Below are 230 nucleotides of genomic sequence, written 5' to 3'. Positions count from 1 at the left end.
CGGTGGCCGACCTGGTGCTCAGCGTCAGCCTTGATGGCCGCATCGACTACGCCAACGCGGCCGCGGTGCGCACCCTTCGTATAACTTCGTATAATGTATGCTATACGAAGTTATTACGCGCGCTCGCTGAACGACCGCATGATTGCCGGCGTGATGGGCGGCATTGCCCACCGCTTCGGCTGGAGCCCCACGCTGGTGCGGATCGTGTTCGTGCTGGTCTCGATCGGCTC

General features: G+C 62.2%; 1 protein-coding gene. It reads left to right on the top strand.

Features of this window, described 5'->3' with window-relative positions:
- Window positions 1-93: 93 nt before the first annotated feature.
- Window positions 94-230 (top strand): PspC domain-containing protein (locus tag GH663_RS21430; RefSeq protein ID WP_153133512.1); only part of this gene is annotated, 137 nt, incomplete at its 3' end.

It is taken from the genome of Dechloromonas hortensis (assembly GCF_009469765.1).
GTDB lineage: Bacteria > Pseudomonadota > Gammaproteobacteria > Burkholderiales > Rhodocyclaceae > Azonexus > Azonexus hortensis.
This window is presented reverse-complemented; position numbering and strand designations above follow the sequence as displayed.